Raw genomic sequence first — 23,079 nt, 5'->3', positions numbered from 1 at the left:
TCCTATTAAATCTTGAGTTTTCTTGTCAGAATTAAATTGGGGACATATCAAAAATGAAAGCACGAATCGCAGCACGCATGCGGCACTCCGCCGTTTTCAGTCTTGATCTTTGGCGGATGCAGGCGGCCGGCCGGCCTTGGCCTTGATGACGCGGCGCTCGGTGGACTTCTGCAACGTGTCCAAAAAGTCACCATCGCCGGCCGCCCAGCCGCGCAAGGTGGCGTCGGTCAGGGTCCGCTGATCGGCTGCGCGGACGCCACCACGCACCAGTTCGGCATACGCCGCCTCCCGCGCAAAGGGCGTGTTGCCGAGCTCCCAGTACAGCGGATGCGGCGTCAGCAGCCGGTCTTGCCGCAGGCCGGCGTAGTGGCCGTGGCTGGACCACGGGAAGTCGCGCGCCTCGGTGACCATGCCGGCGCGCACCGGGTTCAGGTCGATGTAGGCCATGCAGGTCAGCAGGTAGCGCTCGGTCTGGATCAGGGTCGATCTGTAGCGCCCTTCCCACAACGTGCCGCTGCGGCCGTGGCGGTCGTTGAAGTAGCGCACGTAGCTGCGCCCGACCGACTGCATGAACTGCGGCAGGCCCGTGGTGCTGTCGGGCGTGGCCAACAGATGGAAGTGGTTGTCCATCAGCACGTAGGCGTGCAGCGCGATGCCGAAGCGCACGGCGTTCTCGGCCAGCAGGCCGAGCAGCTTCTCGTGATCGGCGCGGTCGACAAAAATCGGCTGGCGGTTGTTGCCGCGCTGGATCACGTGGTGCGGCATGCCGGCCAGCGTGAGGCGGGGGAGACGGGCCATGGTGACGGTGGACGATGCCGTCCGAATACTCAGTCCGCGAGGCGGAAGCGCGTGTCGCCCAGCGTGTCGAGCCCGAACTGCGTCAGCAACTCGCGCAGCCGCGTCGCCGCGCTTGCCTTGCGCTGGCCTGTGTAGCGCGCCAGGATCAGTTCGTTCTTCATGCTGTGCTCCCAGCCGACCAGCTCGGTGACGGTGACGCTGTAGCCGTTGGCCTCCAGGTACAGGCAGCGCAGCACGTTGGTGAGCTGGCTGCCGATTTCGCGCGTGTGCAGCGGATGGCGCCAGAGTTCGGCCAGCGGCGTGCGCGACAGGGCCAGCGCCTTGGTCTCGCGCAGGCAGGCCGCCACTTCGGCCTGGCAGCAGGGCACGAGCACCATGCAGCGCGCCTTCTTGGCAAGGCCGAAGGCAATGGCGTCGTCGGTGGCGGTGTCGCAGGCGTGCAGCGCGGTGACCACGTCGATCTGCGCGGGCAACTCGCTTGCCTGCGCCGACTCGGCCACGGTGAGGTTCAGGAACGACATGCGACCGAAGCCCAGTTGCTGCGCCAGCGCGCGGGAGCGCTCGACCAGCTCGCTGCGCGTCTCGATGCCGTAGACATGACCGCCCTGCCGTGCGCGGAAGAACAGGTCATAAATGATGAAACCGAGGTACGACTTGCCGGCCCCGTGGTCGGCCAGCGTGGCCTCGGCGCCCTCGCCCGGCAGCTCGCGCAGCAACTGCTCGATGAACTGGAACAGGTGGTAGACCTGCTTGAGCTTGCGGCGCGAATCCTGGTTGAGTCGGCCTTCGCGCGTGAGGATGTGCAGCTCCTTGAGGAGCTCGACGGACTGGCCCGGCCGCAGGACTTCGGCCAGCTCGGCCTCGGCCTTGGCAGCCTTGTTTGTGGGGTGCGCTTTCGCGGGACGGGACATGGTGTTCTTGGTGTTCATGGCGTGGCGCTTCCCGGGCCGACATCGAGCGCGGTCCAGCCGGCCGGGCCCAGGGCTTCGAGCGTCTCGATGTTGCGCTCGAAGATGGCCTCGGCCTCGGGAAAGGCTTCGACCGCGCGGTCCATGCTGTCTTCGCGCAGCAGATGCAGCGTGGGATATGGCGCGCGGTTGGTGGCGTTGGTGATGTCGTCGGGCTCGGTGCCGCCGAACTGGAAATGCGGATGGAAGCTGGCGAGTTGCAGCACGCCGTCGAAGCCCGCACGGGCGAGCTTGCGCTCGGCGCGCTCCGTGAAATCGTTGAAGTCGAGAAAGTCCGCCAGGGCGTGGGGGACGATCAAGAGCGTGGTGTCTCGCACCTCGGCGTCGAGCGCCACGAGCGCGCGGGCTTCGGCCAGCAACGCATCGATGAGGCGGCCCTCATAGGTGTCGAGGTAGGTGACGTAGTGGATCTGCCCTTTCACATGCACCGCCTTGGCGAAGGGGCACAGGTTGAGGCCGATCACGGCGCGTTCGAGCCAGCGACGGGTGTCGGCTTCGGCTTGTGCGGCGTCGACGATGGCAGGGTCGCTCATGGCGTGGCCTCCGCCGTCTGGCGAATGCGCCCGAGGCGTACCGCGATCACCATGCCGGCGAGCGAGCAGGCCAGCGTGGCGGTCCAGGTCCAATGCCAGCCACCGACACGGTGCGCCACCCAGGCCACCGCAGGCGGCGCCAGGAACTGGCCGAGCGACGACGCCTGCTGCATCAGGCCGACCGTGGTCGACACGGTGCTCGGCCCCGGCGCCAGCCGCACGCCGAGCAGGAACAGCGTGGCCGGAATCATGCCGCCGCCAAGCGAAAAAGCACAGATCGCGGCATAGCGCATCGTGGGCGGCAGGCCCAACGCCTCGGCGCCCTGCCCCACCTGCGCGAAGGCGGCGACACCGCCCAGCGCCATGGTCAGGAAGCCCCACTGCAGCAGCCGCTCGGGCGCCACACCGCGCTGCAGCCAGCGGCCGCCCATGAGGTTGCCGACGATGTTCATCGCCGCGGCCAGCGCAGTCAGCACCGCGCTCCAGGCGGCCGGCACCTTCGCATCGGCATAAATGGCAGGAAGAAAACCGATCACGGCCATCCACTGCGACGAGTACACGGCGAAGGTCAGCGCGATCAGCCACGGCGCGCGCGCACCGACCGTCTCGCGCAGCCGCGAGGCCCAGCCGGACGATGCGGGCTGCAGGCTCGCACCGACGACGCGGGCCCGGTCGCGCGGCACCGCCAGCCATACCCAGAACGCCGCACCGGCCGACACCAGCGACAGCGTCCACCACCAGTCGGCCCATCCGCCCCAGGCGATCAGGGCCGGACCGATGAGCAGCGCGAGCGCCACGCCGAGCGGCATGTAGGCGCCCCACAGGCCCAGCGCGGCCTTGTCGGCGCCCGCTGGCGTCAGTGCGCGGATGAGCCCCGGGCCGGGCATCACCGCCATCAGGAAGCCGATGCCTTCGGCCGCGCGCAGCACGAACAGCCAGAGCACCGCGTGCGACTCGCCCAGCAGGCCGGCGCCGACGGCACCGCCCAGCAGGCTGGCCGTCGTCAGCACCGCCAGCCCGACCAGCATGCTGCGCCGCAGGCCGATGGAGTCGGCCGCGAGCCCGGCCAGCAGGCCGAGCGTCATGCTCGCGACCTGGACCAGCGAAAGGAGGAAGCCGGCCTCGACCAGGTCGATGCCGAGCGACGCCTGCAGCGCCGGCACGGCGGGCGGCAGCTTGCCCAGGTGCAGCGCGGCGCTGACGCCGCCCAGCACGACGGCGAAGGCCGCGGCAGGCACACGGGCCGACGCACTGCTCGAGCGCACGGCCGCTGTCATGCGATGCCCCGGCGGCCGGTCAGCCGCTCGTGTTCGCGCATAGCGAAACGGTCGGTCATGCCAGCGATGTAGTCGGCCACGGCGCGGTGCCGGTCGCGGCGCTCGGCGTACGACGCGGGCATCTCGGTGCCGCGCGCGAGGTAGGCATCGAACAGCTCGCGCACGACTTCGCTCGCCTGGTCGGTGGTCTGCGTGACCTGTGGGTGGCGGTAGAGGTTACGGAACAGGAACTGCTTGAGCGCCTCCGATTGCGCCTGCATCGCGCCGCTGAAGGCTACCAGCGGCGGCGCCTGGCGCACGGCGTCAGCATCGACGGGCTCCAGCGCCTCGATGGCGGCGCGCGTCGTGTCGATCACGTCGTAGACCTGCGCGCTGAGCATGCGGCGGATGGTTTCATAGAGCACGCGCCGGCCCTGGCCCGGCAGCTGCGGATGCTCGGCCAGCGCCTCGCGGCGGTAGCGCTCGAACAGTTCGACGTCGGCCAGCTGCTCGACGCTGATCAGGCCCGAGCGCACGCCGTCGTCGATGTCGTGCGCGTTGTAAGCGATGGCGTCAGCGAGGTTGCACAGTTGCGCCTCCAGCCCCGGCTGCGTGCGATCGAGAAAGCGTCGCGCCACGCCCTGCGGCTCGGCGGCCTCGATGCGTTCGGCGTTGGCGCGCGAGCAATGCTTGAGGATGCCTTCGCGCGTTTCGAAGCTGAGGTTCAGGCCGTCGTACTGCGGATAGCGGTGCTCCAGCGCATCGACCACGCGCAGGCTCTGCAGGTTGTGCTCGAAGCCGCCGTGTTCGGCCATGCAGGCATTGAGCGCGTCCTGGCCGGCGTGGCCGAAGGGCGTGTGGCCGAGGTCGTGGGCCAGCGCGATCGCCTCGACCAGGTCTTCGTTGAGGCGCAGCGCGCGCGCGATGGAGCGGCCCAGCTGCGCGACTTCGAGCGAATGGGTGAGCCGCGTGCGAAACAGGTCGCCTTCGTGGTTCAGGAAGACCTGGGTCTTGTAGACCAACCGGCGGAAGGCGGTCGAATGAACGATGCGGTCGCGATCGCGCTGGAAGGCGTCGCGCGTGGGCGCGGGCGGCTCCGCGTGACGCCGTCCGCGCGAGCGCGCGGGATGGCAGGCGTACGCCGCAAGGCTCATGCCGCGCAGCACTGCGCGAGCACGTCGCGCACCATCACGTCGGGCGCGCTGCGCACGACGGCGGAGCCGGGTCGGTCGATCACCACGAAGCGAATCTCGCCGGCTTCCGATTTCTTGTCGACGCGCATCAGCTCGAGGTAGCGCTCGGCCCCCAGCGCCGGCCCCACGACGGGCAAACCGGCACGCTCGATCAGGCGCGTGAGCCGCACGACGAAAGCCGCGTCGACACCGCCGAGCCGCTGCGACAACTGCGCGGCCATGACCATGCCGCAGCCAACGGCCTCGCCGTGCAGCCACTCGCCGTAGCCCAGGCCCGACTCGATGGCATGGCCGAAGGTGTGGCCGAAATTGAGGATGGCGCGCAGGCCGGTCTCGCGCTCGTCCTGGCCGACCACCAGCGCCTTGATCTCGCAGCTGCGCTTGACGGCATGGGCCAGCGCGGCCGGGTCGCGCGCCACCAGCGCTTCGATGTTCGACTCGATCCAGTCGAAGAAGGCCATGTCATAGATCGGGCCGTACTTGATGACCTCGGCCAGACCGGCGCTCAGTTCGCGCGGGGGCAGCGTCTGCAGCGTGTCCAGGTCACACAGCACGAGCTGCGGCTGGTAGAACGCGCCGATCATGTTCTTGCCCAGCGGATGGTTGATGGCCGTCTTGCCGCCCACCGAGGAATCGACCTGCGCCAGCAGCGTGGTCGGCACCTGCACGAAAGGCACGCCGCGCATGTAGCTGGCCGCCGCAAAGCCGGTCATGTCGCCCACCACCCCGCCGCCGAGCGCGAACAGCACCGTCTTGCGGTCGCTGCCGTGGCCCAGGAGGGCGTCGAAGATCAGGTTGAGCGTCTCGAGGTTCTTGTACACCTCACCATCGGGCAGTTCGAGCAGGTGGACCGTTCGGAAGCGGTCGGCCAGCACGGTCCGCAGCGCCTGGGCGTAGAGCGGCGCCACGGTGGTGTTGCTGACGATCAGCGCGGTCGCGGCCGCGGGAACGACGCCGAAGCTGGCGGGGTCTTCCAGCAGGCCGCCACCGATCAGGATCGGGTAGCTGCGCTCGCCGAGTTGGATCTCGACGCGTTCGGGCTGTTGTGAGGCGGAAAGTGCGGGCGAAACGGACAGGGACATGGCCGCGAGTTTAGGCGCTCGGGCCTGTCGGGGTCAGTCGGAGGGCTCTTCCGGATGGGCGCCGGGCTCGACCACGCCAGCCAGTTCGAGCTGCATCACGATGAGGTTGACGAGCACCGCGATCGATGGGCGGCCGGTGTCGACCACGTCATGGGCCGTTTCCCGGTAGAACGGGTCGCGTGCGTCGTGCAGCTCGCGCAGCCGGCCCAGCGGGTCAGCCACCTGCAGCAACGGGCGCTTGACGTCATGGCGCAGGCGCCGGAACAGGTCTTCGGGTGAAGAGCGCAGGTAGATGACGTGGAAATGGCCGTGCAACTGCTGGCGATTAGCCTCGCGCAGCACAGCGCCACCGCCGGTCGCCAGCACGCCGTGCGGGCTGGCCGCCAAGTCGGCAATGACCGCCTGCTCGATGTCGCGGAAGGCGGCTTCGCCTTCGCGATCGAAGAAATCACGGATCGTGCAGCCGATGCGCTGCTCGATCACGTGATCAGTGTCGATGAAGGGAGTGTTCAGCCGAGCGCCCAGGCGCCGGCCCACTGCGGACTTTCCGGCGCCGGGCAACCCGACAAGTGCGACCGCCACGCGGTGGCTGCTACGCCCGCGCGTCAGCGCGCGGCGTTGCGGTCGGTAATCATCTTCGGGGTGATAAAGACGAGCATTTCAGTCTTGTTGGCAACGCGTTCGCGCTTGCGGAACAATGCCCCCATGTAGGGGATTTCACCCAGCACCGGCACGCGCGATTCGTCATTGGTTTCGGTGAGTTCGAAGATACCACCGATGACGACCGTGCCGCCGTTCTCGACCAGCACCTCGGTTTGCACGTGCTTGGTGTTGATGGCCGGGCCTGCCGACGTGTTGACGCCGCGGGCATCCTTGCTCACATCCAGCGTCAGGATGATGTTGCCCTCGGGCGTGATCTGCGGCGTGACTTCGAGCTTGAGCACCGCCTTGCGGAACGAGATCGAGGTGGCGCCGCTGGACGTGGCCTGCTGGTAGGGGATTTCTTCGCCCTGCTCGATCAGCGCCTTGGTCTGGTCGGCCGTGATGACGCGGGGGCTGGACACCAGCTTGCCCTTGCCATCGGCTTCGAGGGCCGAGATTTCGAGGTTCAGCATGCGCGACAAGCTCGAGTTGAACAGCGAGATTGCGAAGGTGCCAGCCGAGTTGCCCGTGCCGCCGGCATCGCCTGCGGGCAAGTTGATGAAGTTGGAGTTGGTCCAGGTGGCCGCTGCGGCGCCGACGCCGCCGGTGGTGGCAGGCATGACGCCGAAGGTGCCGTATGCCGGATTGCCGTTGGCCGACGCGACGCGTTCGCGGGAGATACCGCCGCCCATCCGCACGCCGAGCGACTTGCCGAAGGTGTCCGAGGCTTCCACGATGCGCGCTTCGATCAGCACCTGCCGGACGGGAATGTCCAGCTTCTGGATCAGATCGGTGACCTGGGCCAGGCGCGAGGGGATGTCCGAAACAAACAGCTGATTCGTCCGCGCTTCAGCAATCACGCTACCGCGAGGGCTCAGGATGCGCGAGGTCGTGCCGCCGCCACCGCCACCACCACCGCCCGCCGATGCACCAGTACCCGTCAGGCCTTGCGCAATCGCAATGGCCTTCGTGTAGTTCAGCTGGAACGACTGCGTGCGCAGCGGCTCCAGGTTCTCGATCGCCGCCTTGGCTTCGAACTCGAGCTTTTCCTTGGCATTGATCTCATCCTTGGGCGCGATCCACAGCACGCTGCCGTTCTTGCGCATGCCCAGGTTCTTCGCCTGCATGATGATGTCCAGCGCCTGGTCCCAGGGCACGTCCTTCAGTCGCAACGTCAGCGCACCATTGACCGAATCGGAGGTCACGATGTTGAAGTTCGTGAAGTCGGCGATCACCTGCAGCAGCGAGCGGATCTCGATGTTCTGGAAGTTGAGCGACAGCTTCTCGCCGTTGTAACCCACACCTTGCGTGAGCTTGCTCGGATCGACCTTGCGGGCGCGGACTTCCACCACGAACTGGTTTTCGCTCTGGTAGGCGCTGTGCTCCCAGTCGCCCTTGGCATCGATCGTCATGCGCACGCGGTCACCCGATTGCTGCGAGGTGATCAACTGCACGGGCGTTCCGAAATCGGCCACATCCAGGCGGCGGCGCAGGCCTTCAGGCAGCGTCGACTTGGTGAATTCCACGACCAGGCTCTTGCCCTGCTGCTTCACATCGACGCCGACCTGGTTGTTCGGCAGGTCGACCAGCACGCGGCCGGTGCCGTCGGCACCGAGGCGGAAATCGACATCGCGCAATGGCAGCGTGTCGCGATTGCGGTTCTCGGCGAAAGTGGTCGCGGCAGAGACCGCGAGCGCCGTTCCGGCGACCGGCTCGAGCACGACCAGCAGCGACTTGCCCTGGATCTCAGCTTTGTACGCCGTCGCCTGCTTCAGGTTCAGCACCACGCGGCTGCGATCACCAGCCTGCACCACGTTGACCGAGCGCAGGTTGCCCTGGTTCACCTCAATGGCAGAACGCCCGATGGCATTCGTCACGCCCGGGAAGTCCAGTGCGATGCGCGCCGGCGTCTGCACGGAGAACCCGGCAGGCACCGAGGTGAGCGGCTGGGCCAGGTCGATGCGGATCACTTCCGCGCCCGACTGGGTCGAGCTCGTCACCGACTCGATCGCGTTTTGCGCATGGGCGACGGCCAGGGCACCGAAAGCCAGCAGACCCAGCCCGGCGGCGCGCAGCCACTGTGCCATCGTTGATTTTTTTTGGTTCATTTCGCACTCTCTTGCAACTGCAGCGTGGCTACGCGTTCGATCCATTCGCCCGCGGCGTCCTGCACGATCTCGCGCAGAGCGACTTCGGTTTCGTTGATACGGGTGATGCGCCCGTAGTTGAGGCCCAGGTACTCGCCGACCCGGACCTTGTAGAGCAGCTTGTCCACGCGCACGAGCGCCACTGGCTGGCCGTTGCGGTTCATGCTGCCGACCATCGCCATCGTGTCGAGCGGGAACGCTTCGAGCGCTTCCTTGCGGCGCGCCAGCTCCGGGGCGATCAGCTCGGAGGTGCTCGGCTGGTTCGACTCCCGGCGCAGCGCCTGGGTCAGCTTCAGCATGTTGAAAGGCTCGAACGACGACGCCTCGGTGTAGGCCTGCGGCGTGAACTTCTTGGGTTCGGAGATCGGCGGCACCGAAGGCTTCACCTGGGCCCGCTCCTCGACCATCCAGCGCTGCAGGTCTTCCTGGTCGGAATCGCCGCAGGCGCTCAGGCCCAGCGTGGCCAGTGCCAGCCACAGAACTTTGGCGACCGCCTTCATTTCTTCGCCTTCGGCGCCGTGGCGCGTTTCTGGGCGGCCCGCTCGTCTTCATCGAGATAGCGGTAGGTGCGCGCGGTGGCGTCCATCGTCAGCACGTCCTTGTCCTTCTGCGGTGTGACGGTCACGTTGTTGAGCGTCACGATGCGCGACAGGCTGGCCACATCGGCCGCGAAGGCGCCCATGTCGTGGTAGCGGCCCGTGACGCGCACGGCGATCGGCAGTTCGGCGTAGTAATCCTTGACCGACACCTGGCCCGGGCGGAACAGCTCGAATTGCAGGCTGCGGCCGAGGCCGGCCTGGTTGATGTCCGAGAGCAGCGCATCCATTTCCGCCTTGCTGGGCAGTTGCTTCTCGAGAAGGATCACGTACTGCTGCACTTGCTCGCGCTGCTTCTTCAGCAGATCGAGGTTGGCAGCCTGCGCCACCTTCTTCTTGTAGTCGGCTCGGAGCGTCACTTCCTTGGCGCGCTCGGCTTCGAGCTCGTCGTTCGAGTTCGTGAGCCAGAGAAACCACAGGCCTGCGAGCGCCAACGCGGTCACAGCCAGGCACAGCGCGTAGCGCGGCACCGCCGGCCACATCGAAGGATCGTTCGGATTCAGTCCGCGGAACTGGTCGCCGAAGTTCCGCAGTGCGGTGGCGACGTCGACTTTGGGGAGAGATCGGTTGCTGATGGCCATGATCGGTTACCCCTTCGCCTGTGCCTTGGCGGCCAGGGCCTTCTCGGCCTCCGCCTTCTGGGCATCGGTGGGCCGCTTGAGGCCGATGCGCATCGTGAAGTTGGCCACACGGCGCTGGTCGCGCTGGCTCAGGTTCACGTTGGCCGAGGTGATTTCGACCAGCTCGGGCTTCACGAGCCAGGGGCTGTTGTTGCCGAGGTTGCGCAGCAGTTCCGACACGCGTTCGTTCGATTGCGCCATGCCTTGCAGGGTCACGGTCTGGTTGTCCTGCTTCATGCTGGTCAGATAGACGCCGTCGGGCAGCTGCCGGACGAGTTCGTTGAGCAGGTGCACCGGCAGGTTGCGGTCGCCTTGCAGGTCTTCCACAGCCAGCTGACGCGCGCGCAGGGCCGCGATTTCGTCCTGCAGCGTCGAGATCTCCTTGATCTCGACTTCGAGCTTCTTGATCTCGGCCTGCAGGAAACCATTCTTCGATTGCTGGCCCGAAATCTGGGCTTCGAACCAGAGGTAACCGAGGCCGGCGATCAGAACACCCAGCAATGCGGCGCCACCCAAGGTGCCGTAAAAGGCCTCGCGACGGCGCTTGCGCGCGGCTTCGCGGTGCGGGAGCAGATTGATCAGGATCACTGCAGGAACCTCCGCATGGCCAGGCCGCAGGAGGTCAGATAGGAAGGCGCTTCGCGGCGGACCTTCTTCTCGCGGATGCTGGGGCCGAAGTCCATGCCGTCGAACGGGTTCACGAGCGAGCAGGCGAACGAGGTCTGACGCGTGACGGCATTGGTCAGCCCTGGCAACGACGACGAGCCACCCGCCAGCAGCACGTAGTCCACGCGGTTGTGCGGCGTGCTGGTGAAAAAGAACTGCAGCGCCCGCGCGATTTCCTGTGCGATGCTTTCGACGAAGGGCTTGAGCACGCCCGAGCCGTAGTCGTCGGGCAGGTCGCCGCTGCGCTTCTTGGCTTCGGCTTCCTCTGCGGAAAATCCGTACTGGCGCACGATCAGTTGGCTCAACTGCGCGCCGCCGAAGGCCTGGTCGCGGTCGTACAGCACTTCCTGGTTGCGCAGCACCTGCATGCTGGTCGTGAAGGCACCCACCTCGAACAGCGCCACGATGGCGTCCACGCCCTTACCGGGGAGCTGCTCGATCAGGCGCGCGGTTGCCAAGCGCGATGCATACGACTCGACATCGAGAATCATCGCCTTGAGGCCGGCGGCTTCCGCCAGGCCTTCGCGGTCCTGCACCTTCTCTTTGCGGGAGGCGGCGATCAGCACTTCCACGTCGCCGACAGACGTCGTGCTCGGTCCTGTCACGCAGAAATCGAGACTCACTTCATCGAGCGAAAACGGGATGTACTGGTTGGCTTCGGACTCGACCTGGATCTCGAGTTCCTGCTCGCTCATGCCACCGGGAAGAATGATCTTCTTGGTGATGACGGCTGAAGGCGGCAGCGCCAGCGCGACGTTGCGGGTCTTGGTGCCGCTCTTGCGCACGACACGGCGCACGGCTTCGGCGACTTCGTCGAATTTTTCGACGTTGCCGTCGGTGATCCAGCCGCGTTCGAGCGGCTCGATGGCGCAGCGCTCCAGAACCAGCTTGCCGCTGGCCTCGCGGCCGAGCTCCACCAGCTTTACGCTGGACGAACTGACGTCCAGTCCCAGCAGGGGGGCGTTTTGACGACGAAACAATGATCCAAGAGCAGCCAAGTTAGGTCCCTCTCCCCCTGTTATTTGTAACCAATGGAAAAATATGCGTTCGGTTGCATGCTAGCAGCAGGCACTGCGCCCACCAAGCGTGCAGAAAGCCCGGAACCAGCAACCGTTGTCAAAACGTGACGTCAAAGCCGCATTCTGTAACTTTCTGCTTAGCCCCGGGGGAGGGAATGCGCGAGGTAACAAAGATCCGGGCGCACCGAGGGGGCGGCTTTTTATAATGTCCGGTGACTCTCCGGGCCCCCATGCAAGAAACTTCCAGCCCCAAAGGGCGCGCCAAGACCCCTCCACCCGAACGCCCCTTCTGGCTCAAATGGCTGTTGCGTTTCGTGTTCTGGGGCGCGGGCATCGCTGCGGCGGGCCTGATTTCCATCCTGTGCGTGGTGGCCGTGGCCCTGGCAGTGGCCTATCCGAACCTGCCGGACATCTCGGAACTCTCCGACTACCGCCCGAAGCTGCCGCTGCGGGTGTTTTCCGCCGAAGGCATGCAGATCGGCGAATTCGGGGAAGAGCGACGAAACCTCACCCCCATCGCCGCAATCCCCAAGGTCGTGAAGGACGCCATCCTCGCCGCCGAAGACGCCCGCTTCTATGACCATGGCGGCGTCGACTACAAGGGCCTGGTCCGCGCCGGCCTCGCGAATCTGAATCGCGTGAAGAGCCAAGGCGCCTCGACCATCACCATGCAGGTGGCCCGCAACGTCTACCTGAGCTCCGAGAAGACGCTGACCCGCAAGATCTACGAAGTACTGCTGACCTTCAAGCTGGAGCACATGCTCACGAAGGACCAGATCTTCGAGATCTACCTGAACCAGATCTACCTGGGCAACCGAGCCTACGGTTTCGCGGCCGCTTCCGAGGCCTATTTCGGCAAGCCCCTGTCCGAGATGACTATCGCCCAGGCCGCCATGCTCGCCGGCCTGCCGAAGGCGCCCGGCGCGAACAACCCGGTCAACAACCCGCAACGCGCGCGCGGCCGCCAGTTCTACGTGATCGACCGCATGCAGGAAGCCGGCTTCATCACCGCTGAACAAGCGGCCGAAGCCAAGAAGGAAGAACTGCACCTGCGCGACGCCGCCGATCCGAATCGCCTGCACGCCGAGTACGTCGCCGAAACGGTGCGCCAGCTGATGTACGCGCAGTACGGCGACAGCACCTACACGCGCGGCCTCAAGGTCTACACCTCGCTGGTCGCGGCCGATCAGGCGGCTGCCTACAAGGCCCTGCGCAAGGGCATCATGGATTACGAGCGCCGTCAGGTGTATCGCGGTCCCGAGAAGTTCATCGACCTGCCGAACGACCCCAAGGAACTCGACGAAGCGGTCGACGACGTGCTGAACGACCACCCCGACAACGGCGACGTGATGGCGGCCGTGGTGCTCAAGGCCACGCCCAAGGAAATCCAGGCCATCCGGGCCAATGGCGACGCCGTGCAGATCACAGGCGACGGCCTCAAACCTGCGCAGTCCGGCCTGTCGGACAAGGCACCGCCCAACATCAAGATTCGCCGCGGCGCCGTGATCCGCGTCGCGAAGACGCCCAAGAACACCTGGGAAATCACCCAGCTGCCCGAAGTCGAAGGCGCATTCGTCGCCATGGACCCGCGCGACGGCGCCATCAAGGCACTGGTCGGCGGCTTCGACTTCGGCAAGAACAAGTTCAACCACGTCACGCAGGCGTGGCGCCAACCGGGTTCGAGCTTCAAGCCTTTCATCTACTCGGCGGCGCTCGAAAAGGGATTCACCCCCTCCACCGTCATCAACGATGGCCCGCTGTTCTTCGACGCCGGCACCACCGGCGGCCAGCCCTGGGAGCCCAAGAACTACGGCGGCGGTTTCGACGGTCCAATGTCGATGCGCACCGCGCTGATGAAGTCGCGCAACCTCGTGTCGATCCGCATCCTGCAATCCATCGGCACGCGCTATGCGCAAGACTGGATCACCAACTTCGGCTTCGACAAGGACAAGCACCCCGCCTACCTGCCGATGGCACTCGGTGCCGGTGCCGTCACGCCGATGCAGATGGCGGTGGGCTACTCGGTGTTCGCCAACGGCGGCTACCGCGTGAATCCGTACCTCGTGACCCGCGTCACCGACCACAAGGACCGCGTGCTGGTCGACGTCCAGCCGCCGCTGCTCAATGAAGCGTCGCGCGCCATCCCGCAGCGCAACGCCTTCATCATGGACACGCTGCTGCAGTCCATCACGCGCGCCGGCACGGCCGCGAAGGCGCAGGCGATGCTCAAGCGCCCCGACCTCTACGGCAAGACCGGCACCACCAACGACTCGCTCGACGCCTGGTTCGCGGGCTTCCAGCCCACCATGACGGCGATCTCGTGGATCGGCTACGACACGCCGCGCAACCTGGGCGACCGCGAAACCGGTGGCGGCCTGAGCCTGCCGATCTGGATCAACTACATGGAAACCGCCCTCAAGGGCGTGCCCGTGACCGACCTGTCGACCACGCCGCCTTCGGGCATCGTGAGCGTCGGCGGCGAGTGGTACTACGACGACTACGCGCCGGGCCGCGGCGTGTCGAGCCTGGGCGTGGAATCTTCTGCGCCGGTGGCACCGGCGGAAGCACTCAGCGGCCCGGCGATCAGCGCACCTGCGCCGCCCGAGGAGCGCAACCGTATCCTCGACCTGTTCAGGAACTGATCAAAAGGAAGGAAAGCGGCGGGAAGCAGCGGGAAGTGGCGGCTCAGGCCGCCGCTGCGAACACCAGCGGCAGCCCCGCCTGCAGGGTCGCCTCACGCGAGAGGTTGCCGAAGAATTCCTCGCCGGTCTTGGTGTCCACCCACACCCGGCCGTCGTGCCGGTAGTGGTAGCCGCCGGAGCGTGCCGCCAGCCAGATTTCGTGCAGCGGCTTCTGCAGGTTCACGATCAGCTGGCTGCCGTTCTGGAACGACATCGTGATCATCCCGCCGACCCGCTGGTTGTCGATGTCGGCGTCGGTCGCGTCGTTGATGCGGTCGCAGCCCTGCTCGATGGCAGCAAGTGCCGCCTCGGCGTGGTCCATGTACTCGGTGTCGGTCATTACAATTTCAGCATGTTGAATGTTCGCCAAATTCTAGTGAGCGCTCGCGCCCGCGCCGCGCTCATGGTCTGCCTTGCCGCCAGCGCGGCCGGTCTTGCGGCGTGCGGACAGCGCGGCGCGCTCTACCTGCCGACCGATCCAGCGGCCGCCCAGCGCGCCACCTTGCCCCAATTGCTCACCCCCGGCGGCTCCTCCAAAGCCTCCGACAACGAAGCGGCACCGAAGCCCGCCGCAGCGAGCAGCGCCCCCACCCCTCCCCAGAAATGACGACGAACACCTCCCTGCCCGGCCATCCCCACATCGCCCAACGCGACGGCGCCCTGCACGTCGAGGGCGTCGGGCTCGACGCGCTGGCGCGCACGCACGGCACGCCGCTGTTCGTCTATTCGAAGCAGTGGATGCTCGACGCCCTGGCCGCCTACCAGCGCGGCTTCGAGGGTCGCGAGGCGCTGATCTGCTACGCGATGAAGGCCAATTCGTCGCTCGGCGTGCTGCGCGTGTTCGCCGAAGCCGGCTGCGGTTTCGACATCGTCTCGGGCGGCGAACTGTCGCGCGTGCTGGCGGTGGGCGCCGATCCGAAGAAGATCATCTTCTCGGGCGTCGGCAAGACGCGCGCCGAGATGCGCCAGGCCCTGGCGGCCGGCATCGCCTGCTTCAACGTCGAGAGCGAGGCCGAGCTCGACGTGCTCAACGAGGTGGCGCTGGCCGAGAAGGTGCGCGCGCCGATCAGCATCCGCATCAATCCGAACGTCGACCCGAAGACGCACCCCTACATTTCCACCGGCCTCAAGGGCAACAAGTTCGGCATCGCGCACGACCGCGCGGTGCAGGCCTACCAGCACGCCGCCCGGCTGCCGGGCCTCGAGGTGGTCGGTATCGACTGCCACATCGGCTCGCAGATCACCGAAGCCTCGCCCTACCTGGACGCCTGCGACCGCGTGCTCGACCTGGTGGAGGCCATCGAGGCGGCCGGCGTGCCGATCCATCACCTGGACTTCGGCGGCGGCCTGGGCATCGACTACAACGGCGAAGTGCCGCCCAAGGCCGATGCGCTGTGGCAGCAACTGCTCGCCAAGCTCGACGCACGCGGCTTCGGCCAGCGCAAGCTGGTGATCGAACCCGGCCGCTCGCTGGTCGGCAATGCCGGCGTCTGCGTGACCGAGGTGCTCTACACGAAGCCCGGCGAAGACAAGAACTTCTGCATCGTCGACGCGGCCATGAACGACCTGCCGCGCCCCGCGATGTACCAGGCCTTCCAGAAGATCGTGCCGCTGCGCGAGCGTGCCGGCGACGCGCCGACCTACGACGTGGTGGGCCCGGTCTGCGAAAGCGGTGACTGGATCGGCCGCGACCGCGCGCTCAACGTGGTGGCCGGCGATCTGCTGGCGGTGCTGTCGGCGGGTGCGTACTGCATGAGCATGGCCAGCAACTACAACACGCGCGGCCGTGCGGCCGAGGTTCTGGTGAGCGGCGCCACAGCGAAGATGATCCGCCGTCGCGAGACGATGGAAGACCAGCTGCGCGCAGAGATCGACGGCTGATCGGATCTCAGCCGGTGCGCAGCGGCTTCTCGCTGCTGCGCGCGGTCACTGCGGGCTTGACCTGGCGCTTGCGCGCGAAATTCCAGACGCGCCACGCCAACAGCACGCCGATGATCGCGGCGTAGACGAACACTTCGGCGAAGTTGTTCTTGCCCGCGCGCATCCAGAAGAAGTGCAACAGCCCAAGCCCCGCGATCACGTAGACCAGCTTGTGCAGCAGCTGCCAGCGCTTCGCGCCCATCGCCTTGATCGCGCGGTTGAATGACGTGGCCGCCAGCGGCGTCAGCAGCACGAAGGCCGAGAACCCCACCAGGATGAACGGCCGCTTGGCGATGTCCTTGGCGATCTCGCCCCACTCGAAGCCCATGTCGAACCAGCTGTAGCACAGCAGGTGCAGCACCACGTAGAAGTACGCGAACAGGCCCAGCATGCGGCGAAAACGCGCCAGCGCGTTCCATTTGCTGATGACCCGCAGCGGCGTCACCGCCAGCACGATGCAGATGAAACGCAGCGTCCAGTCGCCGGTCGCGCGGATCAGGTACTCCTGAGGATTGGGTCCCAATTGTTCGACGACCACGCCGTAGGCCAACCACGCGAACGGCAGCAGGCACAGCACAAAGACAAGGGGCTTGGCGGCGGGATGGAGCAGCAGCTTGTTCATGACGTTCGGGTCGCGCTCCCCGCGGACAGAAGGGGTGCGCGCCCGCCTCAGAAGTTCTTCTTCAGGTCCATGCCGGCGTAGAGCTGGCCGACCTGCGCCTCGTAGCCGTTGAACATCAGCGTCTTGTTGCGCTTCGCAAACAGGCCGCCGCCGTCACCGATGCGGCGCTCGGTCGCCTGGCTCCAGCGGGGATGGTCGACAGCCGGGTTCACGTTCGAATAGAAGCCGTACTCCTGCGCCGCCGCCTTGTTCCAGGCCGTGCTCGGCTCTTTTTCGACGAAGCGGATCTTGACGATCGACTTGGCCGACTTGAAGCCGTACTTCCATGGCACCACGAGGCGCACCGGCGCGCCGTTCTGGTTGGGCAGCACCTCGCCGTACATGCCGAAGGCCAGCAAGGTGAGCGGGTGCATCGCCTCGTCCATGCGCAGGCCTTCGGTGTAGGGCCAGTCGAGCACGCGCGAGCCGACGAAGGGCATGATCTTGGGGTCGGCCAGGGTCACGAACTCGACGAACTTGGCGTTGCCCTGCGGCTCGACCTTCTTGATGAGCTCGGCCAGCGAGTAGCCGACCCACGGGATCACCATCGACCAGCCCTCGACGCAGCGCAGGCGGTAGATGCGCTCTTCCTGCGCGCTGAGCTTGAGCAGGTCTTCGATGCCGTACTTGCCCGGCTTCTTGACCAGCCCCTCGACCTCCACGGTCCACGGCCGCGTCTTGAGCGTGCCGGCGTTCTTCACCGGATCGCCCTTGTCGACGCCGAACTCGTAGTAGTTGTTGTAGCTGCTCGCGTCCTTGTAGTCGGTGAGCTTTTCCATGGTCTGCGCGCCCGGCACGGCCGACTTGGCGCCTGGCAGCAGCGCCAGCTTGTGCGGGCCGGTTGACTGGGCGAAGGCCTCGCGCCCGGCGAAGGTGGCGAGCGCCGCGCCGGCGGCACCACCGGCCATCAGCTTGAGCAGGTCGCGCCGGCCTTCGTAGGCCGCGCGCGGCGTGATCTCGCTCGACAGCGGATGGACAAAACCACTGGTGTCGCGACGGTGCGAACGGGAAGGGAACGACATGACAGGCCTTTCGCGTGAATCGTTGTGCTCAGGGTAGTTCGTGACATGCCCTGGTTTGGTTACGCGCCATGGGGGCGCGTGGTTTCAATTCTTCGCGAAAGGCGCAGAACCTGCGCTCAGAGCGTGCCGTAGCTGTGCAGGCCGCTCAGGAACATGTTCACGCCAAGGAAGGCGAAGGTGGTCACGGCCAGGCCGGCCAGCGCCCACCAAGCTGCGACGGTGCCGCGCAGGCCCTTCACGAGGCGCATGTGCAGCCAGGCCGCATAGTTGAGCCAGACGATCAGCGCCCAGGTTTCCTTCGGGTCCCAGCTCCAGTAGCCGCCCCAGGCGTCGGCCGCCCACAGGGCGCCGAGCACGGTCGCGATGGTGAAGAAGGCAAAGCCGACGGTGATCGACTTGTACATGACGTCGTCGAGCACTTCGTTGGCCGGCAGGCGCGCCGCGATGCGCTTGCGGCCCAGCAGGATGCCTGCGGCGATCAGCGCCGAGATGCCCGCGTAGACCACCCAGTAGCTGCCGCCGGCTTCCTGCACGCGCTGACGGAACGCCACCGGCACGAAGCACAGCGCCGCGCCCAGCAGCCAGATCGGCGTGAGCTTGTACCAGCGGGTTTCGTTGGCCTGCTCCTTGATCAAGTAGGCGAAGGCCACCATGGCGGCGAGCGCGAAGGTGCCGTAGCCGATGAAGTTGGCGGGCACATGCAGCTTCATCCACCAGCTCTGCAGCGCAGGCACCAGCGGCTGGATTTCATGCGCCTCGCGCACGATCGTGTACCAGAGCAGGAAGCCGACTGCCGCGCTGACCACCAGCATCACGAAGGCGCCGAGCGCGCGCGTGTTGTAGCGCTCTTCGAAGTACAGGTAGAACGCAGCCGTCAGCCAGCAGAACAGCACGAACACTTCGTACAGGTTGCTCACCGGGATGTGGCCGATGTCCGGGCCGAGCTGGTGGCTTTCGTACCAGCGCACCATGGTGCCGATCAGCGCCATGGTCACGGCCGCCCAGGCCAAGCGGGAGCCGATCAGGTCGAAGGTGTCGGCCTGCTGCTTGCCGGCGACAAAACCGATCCAGTAGAACAGCGTGCTCATGAAGAACAGCACGCTCATCCAGAGGATGGCCGACTGGCTCGACAGGAAGTACTTGAGCCAGAACACCGAGTCGGCGCGCGCCAGGTCACCCTGGTAGGAGCTGATGGCCAGCAGCGAGGCCGCAGCCACCACCAGCGTCAGCACCCGCAGCGGGCGCCAGAACCAGCAGATGCCGATGACCGAAATCAAGGCCGCCATCAGGATCGGCTTTTCGTAGCTGTCCATCGAGCCGGCGTGGCGCATGAAGGCGAACGCGCCGCCGGCCAGCACCAGCGCCGCGAACACCCAGTCGAACAGGTTGCGGCGGGAGAGCCAGCTTTCGTGGAGCGTGAGGGTCGTGGTGTTCATGGTGACGCCGGTTCTTCTTTCTTCAGGGCGAGCAACCTGTGCTTCAGATGCTCGAATTCGCGATCGCTGTCCAGGGTCTTGCGGTTGACCGAGAACGCCATCGTGGCGACGGTTTCGCTGGTGTCGCGGCCGTCGTTGTCTCCAGATGCGCCGCCGCCGGGTGTCAGCCACACCCACAAACGGCGCTCGCGCACGTACAGCATGGCAAAAATACCGATGATCAGCAACAGACACCCCAGATAGACGATGTTCTTGCCAGGGGCGCGCGCCACCTGGAACACGCTGGCCTGCACCTGGGTGAAGTCGGTCATCATCATCGCGACCGGCGCCGGATAGAAGTGCGCGTCGCTCAGGGCCAGCACGGCCTGCGTCAGGTAGCCCTGGGTTTTCTCGTCGTTCGGCAGCGCGGCCAGGCCGGCGCCTTCGCGGCTCAGGTTGAGCACTTCGAACAGCACGTCGTTGAGGATGCGCACCAGCACCGTGCCGGCGCGCTCGCGCTCGGCCTCGGGCACGTTGGCTTCCATGAACTCGGCAATCGCCTGCCAGCCGCCCTGCGACGCGGCGTCGGGCTTGGCGCGCTCGGCCCCCGAGAACAGCGCCAGCGCACGGGCAGCCGACACGCGCAGCTGCTCGGCCATTTCAGGGCGCTTGGGGTCGGTCGCCTTGGCGATGTAGCGCTGGATGGCGCGCTCGCGCGTGGCGGGGTCGCCCAGCGCGGTGCGCATGCGCACGAAACCGTCCATCGAGCCCTGCTCGTCGGAGGGCACGCGCAGGTAGCGGAACGGATCTTCGGGCTTCTCGCGCATGCCCAGCAGGAACACCGGCTGGCCGTCGCCGGCGTCGACCGGCACCATGTAGTTCTGGTATTCCCGCGCCTGGCCCGACGCATCGCGCAGCTTGTAGCCGATGCTCGGGCCGATGTTGCGCAGCACCTTCGGCTTGTTGGTCTTGTTGGCGGCGCCCAGGCGCGACTCGAGGCTTTGGCGCAGGTCGACCTTGCGCACGTCGGCGCCGCTGCCCATGGCGCCGCCGTCGGCGAAGTTCTCGACGTTGATCACGCGCAGCGCGGCGTACTCGAGCGTGAGCTTGTCGGTGCCGTTGGTGATCTCGGTGCTCGGGCCGCCGATGATGCCCTCGACCTCGAAGGGCTTGGCCGCGGCCGCCATCGGCACCGCCTTGAGCTTCACCGTGGAGCCGCCGTCGTCGAAGCTCGACTGGTAGATCTCCACGCCCTTGTAGCTGGCCGGGTGGTTCACCTCGATGCGGGCAGGCACCTGCTCGCCGCTCTCGCGGTCGTGCAGCACCACCTCGCTGGCGAACAGCTTGGGCATGCCGGTCGAGTAGTAGTCGACGATGAACTTCTTCAGCTCGATGGTGAACGGCAGCTCCTGCAACAGCACGCCGTCGGCCTGGTTCAGGATGGCCACGTTGCCCCGCCCGCCCTCGGGCACAAGGATGTTGCCGCGGAAGGTCGGGTTGGCAGTCGACAGGCGGTGCTCAGGGCCCACGTCGGCGATCATGCCGCCGCCCGTGAACACGCTCTTGCCGTTGAACCAGGTCTGGGCGCGCACGACGAGGTCGCCGTCGAGCAGGCCGCCGATGCACACCAGCACGATGGCGCTGTGGGCCGCGATGTAGCCCAGCTTGTGGGCGCCGCCGGCACGCGCGGCCACCATCCAGCCCGCCGCGGCCTTGCCGTCGGCGCTGGCGTTGCGCTGCTGCAGCTTGACCTTCCAGCCGCCGCTCACGAGCAGTTGACCGATGCGGTTGGCTGCCATGTCGGGCGTTTCCGCCAGGCGGTTCTCGGCGCGCTGGCCGAAGGCCTTGAGGCTCTGGGCGCGAATGTCTTCCTTGAAGGTGCGCAGGTCGATCAGGATGCGCGGCGTGTTGCGCGCGACGCACAGCGACGTGCTGATCACCAGGAACAGCAGGATCAGCATGAACCACCAGGCGCTGTAGACCGAATCGAGCCGGGCCGCGCGGAACAGCTCGGCCCAGAAGGGCCCGAACTGGTTGATGTAGTTGTTGATCGGCTCATGCTGCTTGAGCACGGTGCCGATGATCGAGGCGATGCAGATGACCGTCAGCAGCGCGATCGCGAAGCGCATCGACGACAGCAGTTCCACCGCGGCGCGAAGCAGCTGCGGGCCGCGATGCACGCGAAGGCCATGGGTGGAAACGGTCATCGGAAGGGAACCAGGAAAGGGGAAAAAACAAAAGGGCGGGCCATCCTGCTGGATCGGCCCGCCCTTTGTTTGGGATTTTTATCGGCGGTTAGTTCACGCTGGACAGCGCGACAGCGGAAATCAGCGCAGGCCGGCGATGTAGTCGGCGACAGCCTTGATTTCGCGGTCGTTGAGCTTGGCGGCCACGCCGTTCATGGGCGAGCTGTTCAGGCGGACGTTGTCGCGGAAGGCCACGAGCTGGGTCACGGTGTAGTCGGCATGCTGGCCGCCCAGGCGCGGGTACTGGGCCGGGAGGCCGGCACCGTTCGGGCTGTGGCAGCCGGCGCAGGCGGGGATCTGGCGATCGCCGATGCCGCCGCGGTAGATCTTTTCGCCGAGGGCGACCGTGTCCTTCTCTTTCGAGAAGCCCGGCTTGATCTTCTTGGAGCCGACAAACCAGGCGATGTTGCGCATGTCTTCTTCAGACAGCGCCGACGCCAGCGGCTTCATGATCGCGCTCTTGCGCTTGCCGGACTTGAAGTCCTGCAGCTGCTTGAGGATGTATTCGGGGTGTTGTTGCGCCAGCTTGGGGTTGGCTGCGATGGCCGAGTTGCCGTCCGCGTTGTGGCACGAAGCACAGCTCTGGCTGTTGGCCGGCGTCGCATTGAACAGCGTGTCGCCCTTGGCGGGATCGGGCTTGGCCGGCTTGGCGGCCGCCGCTGCGGGGGCAGCGGCATGCTCATCGGCTGCAAAACTCGCGCTGGCTGTGACGCCCATGAGGGCTGCAAGCAGAATATTGGCAAACAACTTCATATCGGGGGCTTAGATTTATGGCGCAAAACCCCGCGATTCTACAATGGCGCCCCGTTCCGAAAGCCCATTGATGACCTCCCCGCGCGCCAAGTCCGCCGCTTATCCTCCCCGCGCGGCCCCTGCCGTGGACCCGCAGGTCGCTGAACGCGAGCGCGTGGCCCTGGGTTGGCTGCATACCGCCCACTTCCTGACCAGCGCTCCGCAGCTGGAACACCTGCCCCCGGTCGACCTGCCCGAGATCGCTTTTGTCGGCCGTTCCAACGCCGGCAAATCGACCGCCATCAACACCCTGACGCAGCAGACCCGCCTGGCTTTTGCCTCGAAGACGCCGGGCCGCACGCAGCACATCAACCTGTTCGGCATCGGCAAGCAGAAGGTCGACGACGCCGTGCTGGCCGACCTGCCCGGCTACGGCTACGCGGCCGTGCCGAAGGAAGCCAAGCTGCGCTGGCAGCGCGTGATGGGCAACTACCTCATGACGCGCGAAAGCCTGCGCGGGGTTGTCCTGATGTGCGATCCGCGCCACGGTCTGACCGAGCTCGACGAGATCCTGCTCGACGTGATCCGCCCGCGCGTGCAGCAAGGCCTCAAGTTCCTGATCCTGCTGACCAAGTCCGACAAGCTCACGCGCAGCGAAGCCGCCAAGGTGCTGTCGATTACGCGACTGAACGCCGGCGGCGGCGAGGTCAAACTGTTCTCGGCCCTGAAGAAGCAAGGGGTCGGCGAGGCGGCCGAGCTGCTGTGGCGCTGGGTGCATCCCGACGACGCTGCCGCGGCACCGGCGACACCGGTGGCACCCGAGCCGCCACCGGCCGAAGACGCCTGATGCGCTAGAGGAACCGGCTGCATCGAGCGCCTCGC

22 protein-coding genes are annotated in these 23,079 nt (G+C 66.4%); 4 read left to right on the top strand and 18 right to left on the bottom strand.

Annotated features, from left to right (window positions below; translation table 11 throughout):
* Nucleotides 1–96: 96 nt before the first annotated feature.
* The 12 genes from IG196_RS04175 to IG196_RS04120 are packed head-to-tail and all read right to left on the bottom strand — an operon-like array spanning nucleotide 97 to nucleotide 11,499.
* Nucleotides 97–798, bottom strand: coding sequence for a transposase (locus IG196_RS04175; RefSeq protein ID WP_192195143.1), 702 nt, complete (start codon nucleotides 796–798; stop codon nucleotides 97–99).
* Between the two features lie 29 nt (nucleotides 799–827).
* Entirely contained in the window at nucleotides 828–1,709 is an 882-nt protein-coding gene (locus tag IG196_RS04170; protein ID WP_225617062.1) for a class I SAM-dependent methyltransferase, read from the bottom strand.
* Nucleotides 1,710–1,723: 14 nt separating this feature from the next.
* Nucleotides 1,724–2,299, bottom strand: coding sequence for a DUF1415 domain-containing protein (locus tag IG196_RS04165; RefSeq protein ID WP_192195141.1), 576 nt, complete (start codon nucleotides 2,297–2,299; stop codon nucleotides 1,724–1,726).
* Nucleotides 2,296–3,576, bottom strand: coding sequence for a CynX/NimT family MFS transporter (locus IG196_RS04160; protein ID WP_192195140.1), 1,281 nt, complete (start codon nucleotides 3,574–3,576; stop codon nucleotides 2,296–2,298). Before IG196_RS04160 ends, IG196_RS04165 begins: the two co-directional genes overlap by 4 nt.
* Complete coding sequence (locus tag IG196_RS04155; protein WP_192195139.1) at nucleotides 3,573–4,709, bottom strand: deoxyguanosinetriphosphate triphosphohydrolase; 1,137 nt, start codon at nucleotides 4,707–4,709, stop codon at nucleotides 3,573–3,575. Before IG196_RS04155 ends, IG196_RS04160 begins: the two co-directional genes overlap by 4 nt.
* Nucleotides 4,706–5,830, bottom strand: coding sequence for a 3-dehydroquinate synthase (gene aroB / locus IG196_RS04150; protein WP_192195138.1), 1,125 nt, complete (start codon nucleotides 5,828–5,830; stop codon nucleotides 4,706–4,708). The genes IG196_RS04155 and aroB overlap by 4 nt, the downstream gene beginning before the upstream one ends.
* 33 nt (nucleotides 5,831–5,863) lie before the next feature.
* Nucleotides 5,864–6,412 carry a shikimate kinase gene (locus IG196_RS04145; RefSeq protein ID WP_101491016.1) on the bottom strand — a complete coding sequence of 183 codons (549 nt, stop codon included), beginning with the start codon at nucleotides 6,410–6,412 and terminating at the stop codon, nucleotides 5,864–5,866.
* Nucleotides 6,413–6,435: 23 nt separating this feature from the next.
* Complete coding sequence (gene pilQ, locus IG196_RS04140) at nucleotides 6,436–8,580, bottom strand: type IV pilus secretin PilQ (RefSeq protein ID WP_192195137.1); 2,145 nt, start codon at nucleotides 8,578–8,580, stop codon at nucleotides 6,436–6,438.
* On the bottom strand, nucleotides 8,577–9,119 hold the full coding sequence (locus IG196_RS04135; RefSeq protein WP_192195136.1) for a pilus assembly protein PilP: 543 nt from the start codon (nucleotides 9,117–9,119) through the stop codon (nucleotides 8,577–8,579). Before IG196_RS04135 ends, pilQ begins: the two co-directional genes overlap by 4 nt.
* Nucleotides 9,116–9,796 carry a type 4a pilus biogenesis protein PilO gene (locus IG196_RS04130; protein ID WP_101491019.1) on the bottom strand — a complete coding sequence of 227 codons (681 nt, stop codon included), beginning with the start codon at nucleotides 9,794–9,796 and terminating at the stop codon, nucleotides 9,116–9,118. The genes IG196_RS04135 and IG196_RS04130 overlap by 4 nt, the downstream gene beginning before the upstream one ends.
* A 6-nt stretch (nucleotides 9,797–9,802) precedes the next feature.
* On the bottom strand, nucleotides 9,803–10,423 hold the full coding sequence (locus IG196_RS04125) for a PilN domain-containing protein (RefSeq protein ID WP_192195135.1): 621 nt from the start codon (nucleotides 10,421–10,423) through the stop codon (nucleotides 9,803–9,805).
* Nucleotides 10,420–11,499, bottom strand: a complete 1,080-nt coding sequence (locus IG196_RS04120; RefSeq protein WP_062471776.1) for a pilus assembly protein PilM — start codon at nucleotides 11,497–11,499, stop codon at nucleotides 10,420–10,422. The genes IG196_RS04125 and IG196_RS04120 overlap by 4 nt, the downstream gene beginning before the upstream one ends.
* 251 nt (nucleotides 11,500–11,750) lie before the next feature.
* On the opposite strand from IG196_RS04120, the gene IG196_RS04115 reads away from it, so the two are divergent.
* Nucleotides 11,751–14,162: a penicillin-binding protein 1A gene (locus IG196_RS04115; protein ID WP_192195134.1), complete on the top strand. Its 2,412-nt coding sequence runs from the start codon at nucleotides 11,751–11,753 to the stop codon at nucleotides 14,160–14,162.
* Between the two features lie 43 nt (nucleotides 14,163–14,205).
* On the opposite strand, the gene cyaY is transcribed toward IG196_RS04115, so the two are convergent.
* Complete coding sequence (gene cyaY, locus IG196_RS04110) at nucleotides 14,206–14,541, bottom strand: iron donor protein CyaY (RefSeq protein WP_101491021.1); 336 nt, start codon at nucleotides 14,539–14,541, stop codon at nucleotides 14,206–14,208.
* Nucleotides 14,542–14,553: 12 nt separating this feature from the next.
* Here cyaY and lptM point away from each other — a divergent pair, with 12 nt between their 5' ends.
* Nucleotides 14,554–14,808 carry an LPS translocon maturation chaperone LptM gene (lptM, locus tag IG196_RS04105; RefSeq protein ID WP_192195133.1) on the top strand — a complete coding sequence of 85 codons (255 nt, stop codon included), beginning with the start codon at nucleotides 14,554–14,556 and terminating at the stop codon, nucleotides 14,806–14,808.
* The gene (gene lysA, locus IG196_RS04100; protein WP_192195132.1) at nucleotides 14,805–16,082 is read left to right on the top strand and encodes a diaminopimelate decarboxylase; all 1,278 of its coding nucleotides are present in this window, start codon (nucleotides 14,805–14,807) and stop codon (nucleotides 16,080–16,082) included. The genes lptM and lysA overlap by 4 nt, the downstream gene beginning before the upstream one ends.
* 7 nt (nucleotides 16,083–16,089) lie before the next feature.
* On the opposite strand, the gene IG196_RS04095 is transcribed toward lysA, so the two are convergent.
* From IG196_RS04095 to IG196_RS04075, 5 genes are all read right to left on the bottom strand, one after another.
* Nucleotides 16,090–16,743, bottom strand: a complete 654-nt coding sequence (locus tag IG196_RS04095) for a sulfite oxidase heme-binding subunit YedZ (protein ID WP_192195131.1) — start codon at nucleotides 16,741–16,743, stop codon at nucleotides 16,090–16,092.
* A gap of 47 nt (nucleotides 16,744–16,790) precedes the next feature.
* Complete coding sequence (msrP, locus tag IG196_RS04090; RefSeq protein ID WP_192195130.1) at nucleotides 16,791–17,804, bottom strand: protein-methionine-sulfoxide reductase catalytic subunit MsrP; 1,014 nt, start codon at nucleotides 17,802–17,804, stop codon at nucleotides 16,791–16,793.
* 116 nt (nucleotides 17,805–17,920) lie between these two features.
* Nucleotides 17,921–19,240 (bottom strand): c-type cytochrome biogenesis protein CcsB, encoded by a 1,320-nt coding sequence (gene ccsB, locus IG196_RS04085; protein ID WP_192195129.1) that lies wholly within the window; start codon nucleotides 19,238–19,240, stop codon nucleotides 17,921–17,923.
* Nucleotides 19,237–21,426 (bottom strand): cytochrome c biogenesis protein ResB, encoded by a 2,190-nt coding sequence (locus tag IG196_RS04080; protein ID WP_192195128.1) that lies wholly within the window; start codon nucleotides 21,424–21,426, stop codon nucleotides 19,237–19,239. Before IG196_RS04080 ends, ccsB begins: the two co-directional genes overlap by 4 nt.
* Before the next feature lie 120 nt (nucleotides 21,427–21,546).
* Complete coding sequence (locus tag IG196_RS04075; RefSeq protein WP_101491027.1) at nucleotides 21,547–22,218, bottom strand: c-type cytochrome; 672 nt, start codon at nucleotides 22,216–22,218, stop codon at nucleotides 21,547–21,549.
* Nucleotides 22,219–22,288: 70 nt separating this feature from the next.
* On the opposite strand from IG196_RS04075, the gene yihA reads away from it, so the two are divergent.
* Complete coding sequence (yihA, locus tag IG196_RS04070; protein ID WP_101491028.1) at nucleotides 22,289–23,044, top strand: ribosome biogenesis GTP-binding protein YihA/YsxC; 756 nt, start codon at nucleotides 22,289–22,291, stop codon at nucleotides 23,042–23,044.
* Nucleotides 23,045–23,079: the final 35 nt, after the last annotated feature.

This window comes from Variovorax sp. 38R (genome assembly GCF_014843395.1).
GTDB lineage: Bacteria > Pseudomonadota > Gammaproteobacteria > Burkholderiales > Burkholderiaceae_C > Variovorax > Variovorax paradoxus_H.
This window is presented reverse-complemented; position numbering and strand designations above follow the sequence as displayed.

What these genes read in the sequence shown, in the direction of transcription:
- IG196_RS04175 (WP_192195143.1), bottom strand. Translation starts at nt 798, where the DNA reads ATGGCCCGTCTCCCCCGCCTCACGCTGGCCGGCATGCCGCACCACGTG.
- IG196_RS04170 (WP_225617062.1), bottom strand. Translation starts at nt 1,709, where the DNA reads ATGTCCCGTCCCGCGAAAGCGCACCCCACAAACAAGGCTGCCAAGGCC.
- IG196_RS04165 (WP_192195141.1), bottom strand. Translation starts at nt 2,299, where the DNA reads ATGAGCGACCCTGCCATCGTCGACGCCGCACAAGCCGAAGCCGACACC.
- IG196_RS04160 (WP_192195140.1), bottom strand. Translation starts at nt 3,576, where the DNA reads ATGACAGCGGCCGTGCGCTCGAGCAGTGCGTCGGCCCGTGTGCCTGCC.
- IG196_RS04155 (WP_192195139.1), bottom strand. Translation starts at nt 4,709, where the DNA reads ATGAGCCTTGCGGCGTACGCCTGCCATCCCGCGCGCTCGCGCGGACGG.
- aroB (WP_192195138.1), bottom strand. Translation starts at nt 5,830, where the DNA reads ATGTCCCTGTCCGTTTCGCCCGCACTTTCCGCCTCACAACAGCCCGAA.
- pilQ (WP_192195137.1), bottom strand. Translation starts at nt 8,580, where the DNA reads ATGAACCAAAAAAAATCAACGATGGCACAGTGGCTGCGCGCCGCCGGG.
- IG196_RS04135 (WP_192195136.1), bottom strand. Translation starts at nt 9,119, where the DNA reads ATGAAGGCGGTCGCCAAAGTTCTGTGGCTGGCACTGGCCACGCTGGGC.
- IG196_RS04130 (WP_101491019.1), bottom strand. Translation starts at nt 9,796, where the DNA reads ATGGCCATCAGCAACCGATCTCTCCCCAAAGTCGACGTCGCCACCGCA.
- IG196_RS04115 (WP_192195134.1), top strand. Translation starts at nt 11,751, where the DNA reads ATGCAAGAAACTTCCAGCCCCAAAGGGCGCGCCAAGACCCCTCCACCC.
- cyaY (WP_101491021.1), bottom strand. Translation starts at nt 14,541, where the DNA reads ATGACCGACACCGAGTACATGGACCACGCCGAGGCGGCACTTGCTGCC.
- lptM (WP_192195133.1), top strand. Translation starts at nt 14,554, where the DNA reads ATGTTGAATGTTCGCCAAATTCTAGTGAGCGCTCGCGCCCGCGCCGCG.
- lysA (WP_192195132.1), top strand. Translation starts at nt 14,805, where the DNA reads ATGACGACGAACACCTCCCTGCCCGGCCATCCCCACATCGCCCAACGC.
- IG196_RS04095 (WP_192195131.1), bottom strand. Translation starts at nt 16,743, where the DNA reads ATGAACAAGCTGCTGCTCCATCCCGCCGCCAAGCCCCTTGTCTTTGTG.
- msrP (WP_192195130.1), bottom strand. Translation starts at nt 17,804, where the DNA reads ATGTCGTTCCCTTCCCGTTCGCACCGTCGCGACACCAGTGGTTTTGTC.
- ccsB (WP_192195129.1), bottom strand. Translation starts at nt 19,240, where the DNA reads ATGAACACCACGACCCTCACGCTCCACGAAAGCTGGCTCTCCCGCCGC.
- IG196_RS04080 (WP_192195128.1), bottom strand. Translation starts at nt 21,426, where the DNA reads ATGACCGTTTCCACCCATGGCCTTCGCGTGCATCGCGGCCCGCAGCTG.
- IG196_RS04075 (WP_101491027.1), bottom strand. Translation starts at nt 22,218, where the DNA reads ATGAAGTTGTTTGCCAATATTCTGCTTGCAGCCCTCATGGGCGTCACA.
- yihA (WP_101491028.1), top strand. Translation starts at nt 22,289, where the DNA reads ATGACCTCCCCGCGCGCCAAGTCCGCCGCTTATCCTCCCCGCGCGGCC.